Annotated in this window: 8 protein-coding genes, 1 tRNA gene and 1 pseudogene; 6 read left to right on the forward strand and 4 right to left on the reverse strand. The window is 49.2% G+C overall.

The window, feature by feature from the left end; genetic code table 11:
* From AC06ND_RS01635 to AC06ND_RS01650, 4 genes and pseudogenes are all read left to right on the forward strand, one after another.
* Window positions 1-215, forward strand: a pseudogene (locus tag AC06ND_RS01635) (V-type ATP synthase subunit B); the annotation flags it as partial.
* A 6-nt stretch (window positions 216-221) separates the two neighbouring features.
* Window positions 222-839 (forward strand): V-type ATP synthase subunit D, encoded by a 618-nt coding sequence (locus AC06ND_RS01640; protein ID WP_475677252.1) that lies wholly within the window; start codon window positions 222-224, stop codon window positions 837-839.
* Window positions 840-843: 4 nt separating this feature from the next.
* Complete coding sequence (locus tag AC06ND_RS01645) at window positions 844-2,682, forward strand: V-type ATP synthase subunit I (protein WP_475677253.1); 1,839 nt, start codon at window positions 844-846, stop codon at window positions 2,680-2,682.
* Between the two features lie 27 nt (window positions 2,683-2,709).
* Window positions 2,710-3,138 (forward strand): ATPase, encoded by a 429-nt coding sequence (locus tag AC06ND_RS01650; protein WP_475677254.1) that lies wholly within the window; start codon window positions 2,710-2,712, stop codon window positions 3,136-3,138.
* Window positions 3,139-3,250: 112 nt separating this feature from the next.
* On the opposite strand, the gene AC06ND_RS01655 is transcribed toward AC06ND_RS01650, so the two are convergent.
* From AC06ND_RS01655 to glmM, 4 genes are all read right to left on the reverse strand, one after another.
* A tRNA-Glu gene (locus AC06ND_RS01655) sits at window positions 3,251-3,322 on the reverse strand.
* Between the two features lie 77 nt (window positions 3,323-3,399).
* Window positions 3,400-4,788 (reverse strand): alkaline phosphatase, encoded by a 1,389-nt coding sequence (locus tag AC06ND_RS01660; RefSeq protein WP_475677255.1) that lies wholly within the window; start codon window positions 4,786-4,788, stop codon window positions 3,400-3,402.
* Between the two features lie 11 nt (window positions 4,789-4,799).
* The gene (locus AC06ND_RS01665; RefSeq protein ID WP_475677256.1) at window positions 4,800-5,864 is read right to left on the reverse strand and encodes an exo-beta-N-acetylmuramidase NamZ domain-containing protein; all 1,065 of its coding nucleotides are present in this window, start codon (window positions 5,862-5,864) and stop codon (window positions 4,800-4,802) included.
* The gene (gene glmM, locus AC06ND_RS01670; protein ID WP_475677257.1) at window positions 5,864-7,282 is read right to left on the reverse strand and encodes a phosphoglucosamine mutase; all 1,419 of its coding nucleotides are present in this window, start codon (window positions 7,280-7,282) and stop codon (window positions 5,864-5,866) included. The genes AC06ND_RS01665 and glmM overlap by 1 nt, the downstream gene beginning before the upstream one ends.
* 90 nt (window positions 7,283-7,372) lie before the next feature.
* Between glmM and AC06ND_RS01675 the strand changes: the two genes are divergently transcribed.
* Window positions 7,373-7,741, forward strand: a complete 369-nt coding sequence (locus tag AC06ND_RS01675; protein WP_475677258.1) for a DMT family protein — start codon at window positions 7,373-7,375, stop codon at window positions 7,739-7,741.
* Window positions 7,742-7,810: 69 nt separating this feature from the next.
* Complete coding sequence (locus AC06ND_RS01680) at window positions 7,811-8,062, forward strand: type B 50S ribosomal protein L31 (protein WP_475677259.1); 252 nt, start codon at window positions 7,811-7,813, stop codon at window positions 8,060-8,062.
* Window positions 8,063-8,225: the final 163 nt, after the last annotated feature.

An 8,225-nucleotide genomic window follows, 5' to 3' on the forward strand; every position in this document is an offset into this window, starting at 1 on the left:
AGACCAAGCTCGAGAACGGTTTCGACCTCAGCGACTATGACCTTCGCTGCCTCGACTACGCAAAGGACTATGCTTCAAGGCTTCTCGCTATCGACGTGAACATCACGATCAACGAGACCCTCGACACTGCATGGGAACTCTTCGCGAAGTACTTCACCCAGGCAGAGACCGGTATCAAGCAGGTATTCATCGATAAGTATTGGCCTACCAAATAATTATCTATGGCAGTCAAATTCCAATATAATAAGACTTCCCTGAACAATATCAGGAAGCAGCTGAAGATGCGTCAGAACGCACTCCCTACCTTGAAGAACAAGGAGAGTGCGCTCCGCGTCAGCGTCATCGCTGCCAAGGCTATGTCAGAGAAGCTTATTGCGGATCTTGATGATGCCCTCAAGAGATACGACTATCTCGCAGCCCTCTGGAACGAATTCGAGCCAGGTCTCATCAGCATTACGGACGTCGACCTCGTAACCGTCAAGGTTGCCGGAGTAAAGACCCCTGAGCTGAAGGAGATCCACTACCAGATCAACGAGTTCAACGCCTTCACAAGGCCTGCATGGTACGCTGACGGCGTTACCATCCTCAAGGAGCTCTCACGTCTTGGCATCGAGTCAGAGGTCTATCTCGAGAAGAGCCGCATCCTCGACTACCAGAGAAAGAAGACCACCCAGAAGGTCAACCTTTACGAAAAGGTTCAGATCCCTGGTTACCAGGAGGCCATCAGAAAGATCAAACGATACATGGAAGACGAGGAGAACCTCTCCAAGGCAGCTTCCAAGATCGTGAAGAGCAGACATGCTGCTGAAGAAGAAGAGGAGGAGCAGAACAATGATTAGTAAGATGTCCAAATACTCCTTCATTCTCCTCAGTGAGGAGAGTGAGGCATTCCTCGAGAAGCTTCAGGAACTCGGCGTGGTCGACATTACCCGTTCGACCAAACCTGTTGACGAGCAGTCGTCAGCGTATCTTGAGAAGATACTCAAGATACGCCAGGCCATCAGCATGCTCGAGTCTCTTGACTACAGCAAGGATGCAGATTACGAGAAGATACGTAAGGCTGCAGACTCTGCTACCATCGAAGGATGCAAGATGCAGAGCACCCTCGGCGGCAAGGCCCGTCTCGAAGAGCTCTCTGCAGCCATCGCCGTAGCCCAGAAGAGCCTGAAGCAGGTCTCTCCATGGGGCGAATATGACAAGGCATCTGTTGATGCCCTTGCGGAGAAAGGCATTGCACTCCACTACTATTGTGTATCCGACAAGAAGTTCGACCAGTCATGGGAGACCATCTGTCCGCTTGAGGTGATCTCAAAGGAGAACGGAAACGTATGGTTCGTAACCGTGTCCAAGGTCGGAGAGGCATACGAGTTCCCTGTCGCAGAATGTGCAGCACCTGAGCTTTCAGCAGGTCAGGCACAGGCAAAGATTGCAGAACTCGAGAATGAGGTCATCTCCGAAAAGGGTAAGCTCCTTTGCCTGAAGGACAAGTATCTCACCCATATGAGAGAAGGCCTTGCAAAGAAGACCGCGGATCTCGACAGATATCTCGCAGCAAACGTGGCCACTGAGGCTGCGGAGGGATATATCTGCACATACGAGGGCTTTGCTCCTGAAGAGGAGAACGAAAAGCTCGTGAAGGCATTCGACGAGATGGGAGTCCTCTACTTCAGCGAGGATGCAAAGGAGGAGGACAATCCTCCTATCAAGCTCAAGAACAACAAGTTCACCCAGATGTTCGAGAGCCTCACCGGAATGTATGGTATGCCTGTATATGGAGAATGGGATCCTACCCCTATACTTGGTATTTTCTTCATGCTCTTCTTCGCGATGTGTATGGGAGATGCCGGATATGGCGTGATACTTCTCATCTACGGTATACTCCAGGAGAAGAAGATAGTCAACATCGGAATGTTCTCAAGCATAGGCAAGCTTATTGCCGTGCTCGGAGCAGCCACCACTGTAGTAGGCTTCTTCCTCGGCACTGCATTCGGCATCAACCTCGCGGAAGCCTCATGGGTTCCAGATGCCCTCAAGAGCGTAATGCTCAGCGGGGACATCGAGGTCGCCGGTTCAAGCTATTCTCTCCAGATGATACTCGCAATCTGCATCGGTGTGTTCCACCTTTGCCTTGCGATGGTCATCAAGGCCGTCCTCTACACCCAGAGATTCGGATTCAAGGAGACTATCAGCTCATGGGGTTGGCTTCTTCTGATCGTCGGTGGAATCGTAGTCGCAATAGGTGCGATGGTCGGTTTCCTCCCTGCAGCGGTCACCAAGATCCTCCTCATCGGAATCGGAGCCGTTTCGGCACTCGCAATCTACATCTTCAACAAGCCTGGACGTAATCCGCTCATCAACATCGGCGCCGGCCTCTGGGACACCTATAACATGGCTACCGGTATTCTCGGCGACGTATTGAGCTACATCCGTCTTTACGCCCTCGGACTCGCTGGTGGAATGCTCGGTGGAGCCTTTAACAATCTCGGCGGCATGATCCTCGGTGATCATCCTACCTGGCATTGGCTTCCATACGTGATCATCCTCTTCCTCGGACATACGCTCAACCTGCTCATGTCAAGCCTCGGTGCGTTCGTCCACCCTCTCCGTCTTACCTTCGTTGAGTACTTCAAGAACAGCGGATACGAAGGCAAGGGTACTGAGTACAACCCATTAAAGAAATAATAAACAAACAAATAAAATTACAAAACTATGTTATCTACAATTCTCGGTTTTCTCGGCCTTGGCCTTATGCTTGCCCTCGCCGGTATCGGTTCAAGTATTGGAACAACAATCGCTGGTAACGCAGCGGAAGGCGCTTTGAAGAAGAACGCAGAAAAGTCTTCAAGCTACATGATTCTTTCAGCCATGCCTGCAACACAGGGTCTCTACGGTTTCGTAGCATTCCTCATGTGGCCTAAGACTGCAGTCGCAATGGCAGAAAGCGGTTTCCTCTATTTCGCAGTAGGTCTTGCAGTAGGTGTAGTTTGCCTCTTCTCTGCAATCCGTCAGGGTCAGGTTTGTGCTAACGGTATCGTTGGTATCAGCCAGGGTCACGACGTTCAGACCAACACCATGATCTACGCCGCTCTTCCTGAGTTCTATGCGATCCTCGCACTCGTAGCATCACTCATGATCTAATAAGAAGATTCATGAAAAGATAAAACAGGCTGGTCCTTACGGGCCAGCCTGTTTTTTATAATACTTCAGGTAGAGACAAAAAAAGGACAACTCATCGAGCTGTCCTTTGTAGTACTGGGTAGGAGAATCGAACTCCTATTACAAGATTGAGAATCTTGGGTACTAACCGTTATACGAACCCAGCATTTATCGTTTGGGATTGCAAATATAGGCAAAAAATCTTACACTGCAAATCCAAACGACATATTTCTTAAAAAATGTTTACTTAATCAGTCCCATTGCCTTTTCAAGAGTCTTTGGTACATCGGTATTGTCACGGCAGCTGGTGAAAGTTTCAGCTTTTGCGCCGATGGTCCAACATCCTACAGGAGAACCTGAGTGCGCTCCTGAGATCCAGCTGAACATTGCCTTTCTGGTAAGAAGTCTCATCGCGCTGTCTGCGAGCCTGCTATTGAGAGCATAGAGGCTACGAACCTGCTCTTCTGAACCTTCCTTCGCCCTATCGTAAAGCGCCTTGAGGGCAGCCTCCTCTGGCTCTGCAACAGGGACTTTGCTCCAAAGTCCAAGAGTCTGAGAGAAGAGCGCCTTTACTGCTTCCCAAGTGTTGTTGTCTGAAGTGCGAAGCTCCATAAGCTTTGCATTGATAACACCCAACGACGCTTTCTGATTGTGCATGATATCCTCATGAAGCTCATAGAGGCCATTACCGATGCTGAGTCCGCCTGTCTCATGATCTGCAGTTACGATGATAAGGGTCTCGTCCTTATGCTGCCTGTAGAAATCGAGAACGACGTCGATAGTATTCGCAAAGTCATTGAGTTCCTCGAAAGTGGTTGCAGCATCGTCATCATGACATGCATAGTCGATCTTTCCACCCTCTACCATGAGGAAGAAGCCCTTCTTTGCATAGTGGCTGTAGAGATGCTCGATAGCACCCTTGGTAAAATCAGAAAGCTGGGTATCGCCAGGCTGCCTATCGATAGCATAAGGAAGGCTGTCTGGTCCAGTAAGGCCTGCAAGGTGTATTACGCGGCCATCCACAGGCTTATAGGCATTCGGACCATAAATCATATGTATGCCTGCTTCTTCCGCCTTAGAAGCCCAATATTTAGGGCCGGCGTTCTCCTTCATGTTAGAGAGGAAAGTAGCTCCTGCTGCATAGTCAACCTTTGAATCGATGAGGTTCTGATTGATCTCATCATACATATTGCGGCTGGCAACCTTTGCATAGAATGCTCCAGGTGTCGCATGGTTGATACCTACGCTTGTAACGAGGCCCACACCCCAACCGGCTTCCTTTGCCATATCTGCAACGGTAACGACCGGCTTGTCTGAAGGATCAGTTCCGAGTCGGCCATTTTCTGTCTTCACACCTGAGGCGAGAGCAGTACCAGCAGCGGCTGAGTCCGTGACACGTGAGCTCGCAGAAACAGTCGAAATTGTTGTGAAATATGGGAATTCGGTAAAATTGACTACAGATCCTCCGACAGCCTGGTTATAGACGCCGGTACTGTAGACCTGGTTGACTCCCATTCCGTCACCGATCATGTAGAACACATATTTAACCTTGCTCTTACCTTCTGCAGAAAGAGTCATAAGCGCAAACAATGCGACGAACAGGATTGAGAATATTCTTTTATTTGTTTTCATATTATTTAGATTTATTTGATTCTATATGGGGCATCCTCATAGAGGGTGAACTTCTTTGCCTTCCTGATCCATTTCTGCTCTTCGAGCTTGATGTGCTCATGAGCCTCGTCCCATTCGACCTTTCCGAGTATATAGTCCATCAGGAGAGGATCCGAAAGTTTGAGGGCAAACTCGTCGTCCAGATTGAATTCCGGATAGCGCTGTTTGAAATAGTGCATGAGCTGGAGGGTGTGCATCAGAGAATGGTACTCGGCTCCAGGCTGAAGCATGATCTGATATCCGAAGCACTTGGTCCCCTGATAGCGTCCGGTGGAAGGTGTAAATGAACAAGGACGCATCATCACACCTGCAGGCTGAGGCACAGGCTCTCCTGCAGCTGTCTTCACGAAAGGTGCCCCTATGTATTCATACGGCCTCGCGGTACCGATTCCCGGGCAGATGTTGGTATTGTTCCAAAGACCACCTCCACTATACATGTCGCAAGTGAAAAGTCCAGGAATATCCGAAGCAGGCGCAATTGTCCATGGCATCAGCTGCCTGGTAGCATCGCTTGCGAGGGCAGAGATGACATGGAGAGGATACTTGGCTCCGATCTCAGAGTAATACAGGTAAGCCAGCTCTCCGAGCGTCAGGCCATGACGGTGTGCGACCTTCGGCACGAACTGTTCGACGCCGGCCAGCGGCATCGATCCCTCTACCGTCCTTCCTGCAGGATTGATATGGTCTACTATGTACAGGGAAGGTGCATCCTCATATTCCTTAAGAATGTTCATCAGGCGGAAGAGGTCCTTCGTGTAATTGAAATAGCGTGAGCCCACGTCCTGAATCTCCACGACAATGGCATTGAGAGAAGGAATCTCGGACTCGATTATGTCAATATGGTTGGTAAGCGGGGTTAGTTCAGTATCCCTCGGCGAGAATATCACCTTGAGGTTGCCTCTCTCCGAAAAGATATTGTACATATAGCGCCCATGCTCAGTATCCCAACAGTTCTGGGTACAGAAGCAGCCAACCTTACCCTCCCAGAGGGCCTTGTCGAGCTGATCTTCGAGCGGTGTGGTCCTGAATGAGAACATCAGCCTTCGATTATCTTGTTTGCGATTTCGATGATTTCAGCAGCAAGGGCGTCAGCACGCTCCATGGTCGCAGCTTCTGCATAGATTCGGATGATAGGCTCGGTATTCGACTTCCTGAGGTGCACCCACTCCCTCTTCTGCTCGAAAATGATCTTCACGCCATCGATGTCGTTGATGTTCTCTTTCGCGTAGACAGCCTTCATCTCTGTGAGGATCTTGTCGATAAGGGCAGAATCGCTGAGCTGAATCTTGTTCTTCGCAATCTGGTACTGCGGATAGGTCGCTTTCAGTTCGCTTACCTTCATCTTCTTATGGGCAAGATTGCTGAGGAAGAGAGCGACACCTACCATCGCGTCACGACCTGAGTGAAGCGCAGGATAGATTACACCACCATTTCCTTCTCCTCCGATGAGAGCACCGACTTCATGCATCTTCGTAGTAACATTGACCTCTCCTACCGCCGCAGCGTAGTATACACCTCCGTGAGCCTCAGTCACGTCACGAAGTGCCCTGGTTGAAGAAAGGTTGGAAACTGTAGCGATATTCTTGCATCCTGCCTTCTCTGCGCATTCAAGGAGATAGTCGGCGACACTGACAAGGGTATACTCCTCTACGAAAGGCTTACCATCCTCCTGGATGAAAGCAAGCCTGTCAACATCCGGATCCACAGATATACCGAGATCTGCGCCTTCGCGGACTACGGTCTCGCTGAGTTCGATGAGATTCTGTGGGAGAGGCTCTGGATTGTGTGAGAAATGACCGGTAGGCTCACAATTGAGACCGATGCACTCCACACCAAGACGCTCGAGGAGTCTAGGCATGATAATGCCGCCCACTGAATCGACCGCATCAAGTACGACCTTGAATCCCGCAGCTTTGATTGCGTCCACGTCCACGGTAGGAAGCGCAAGCACGGCGTCAAGGTGGGCATCAGTGAAATCTGTCTCTTCGACGATTCCGATCTCGTCTATTCCGGCAAAATTGAAATCTTCCTTCTCTGCGCACTCGAGGATTGCATTACCTTCTGCAGCATTTAGGAACTCTCCCTTCTCATTGAGGAGCTTCATAGCATTCCACTGCATAGGGTTATGGGACGCAGTGAGGATAATACCTCCGTCAGCTTGCTCAAACACTACTGCCATCTCGGTTGTCGGAGTCGAAGCGAAGCCTGCCTTGACCACATCGACACCACATGCGAGGAGTGATCCAACGACAAGGTTCTCAACCATCTCTCCACTAATCCTGGCGTCCTTACCGACGACAACCTTATATCTCTCGTCTGCTGGCTTCGGCCTTCTTTCGCGAAGCTTCTCGCAGTATGCATAGGTAAACTTAACGATATCTATAGGAGTGAGTGAATCGCCCGGTGCGCCACCGATTGTGCCGCGGATACCGGAAATAGATTTGATGAGTGTCATAATTCAATGGTATATCATACAAATTTAAGAAATATCTGAAGCAAATCACAAAAAAAGACTACTTTTGCCCACCGTAATAAACAATAAGCCATGCAGTTCTTTTGGACAATTCTATTGCTTATAGTGTCGAATATCATGATGACATTCGCGTGGTACGGACACCTTAAGCTTCAGGAGATGCATATCTCTGACAACTGGCCACTTATCCTGGTTATACTATTCTCATGGGGTATCGCCTTCTTCGAGTATTGTGCACAGGTACCGGCGAATCGAATAGGTTTCGTTGGAAACGGCGGTCCATTCAACCTAATGCAGTTGAAAGTGATCCAGGAAGTGATTTCACTTACAGTATTCACCATCGTCGTAACCGTAATGTTCAAAGGTCAGCCTATACAGTGGAATCATATCGCAGCATTCGGATGCCTCATACTTGCCGTTTTCTTCGTATTTTTGAAATAAGGCTTGCGATAATCAAATAAGAAATGTATATTTGCCGTTCCAAAATAGTTAACTATAAATTTTAAGGAAATGAAAAAAGGAATCCATCCCGAAACCTACCGTCTTGTAGCTTTCAAGGATATGTCGAACGATGTTGTATTCATCACTCGTTCTTGCGCTTCCACCAAAGAGACCATCGTTTACGAAGGCGTTGAGTACCCTGTAATCAAGGTCGAGATCTCTAACACTTCACATCCTTTCTACACTGGAAAGATGAAGCTCGTGGATACTGCAGGTCGTGTCGACAAATTCTACTCAAGATACGGTGCGAAGAAGAAATAAGTTCTTCTACATGCAGAAAAATAAGAGGCTGACTAAAAAGTCCAGAAGGACTTAGAGGTCATCCTCTTTCTTTATGTCATCCTGCCTCCGAGCGTCGGCTGCTCTCCTCCGGAGACCTTCCGCTTCGCTCCATCCAGTCACTCCCTTCGGTCGTGACAGCCGC

Source organism: Candidatus Cryptobacteroides sp., assembly GCF_056207615.1.